Source organism: Priestia sp. SIMBA_032 (genome assembly GCF_046535215.1).
GTDB classification, from domain to species: Bacteria; Bacillota; Bacilli; order Bacillales; family Bacillaceae_H; genus Priestia; species Priestia aryabhattai.
The window spans coordinates 1-270 of record NZ_JAWRXD010000703.1 but is presented as its reverse complement, the minus strand read 5'-3'; the positions used below and the strand labels follow the sequence as shown (position 1 = coordinate 270).

General features: G+C 59.6%; 1 protein-coding gene. It reads left to right on the top strand.

Annotated elements, in window-relative coordinates; all coding sequences use genetic code 11:
• Positions 1-34: 34 nt before the first annotated feature.
• The coding region (locus SB717_RS36080) for a VOC family protein (RefSeq protein WP_410907801.1) at positions 35-270 on the top strand (236 nt) is incomplete at its 3' end.

Genomic DNA, 270 nt, shown 5'->3' with positions numbered 1-270 from the left:
GATGTTAATTTCTCACTCAAGTGAAAGGCTCACCGTGAAAATCACCGGCACTGCTTTGTCTCTCAACGTCGCCGACCCCGAAGCCTCCGCCGCCTTCGCCGAGACGCACTTCGGCTTCACGGAGGCGATGTCTGCCGACGGTTTCGTCTCGCTGGCCCATCCTGACGCCGGATTCAATGTCGTTTTCCTGCAGACGGGGCTCAAGACGTTCAAACCGGCATCAATCGCCGGCGCCGCTGGTCAGGGCATGCTGGTGGTGTTCGAGGTCGA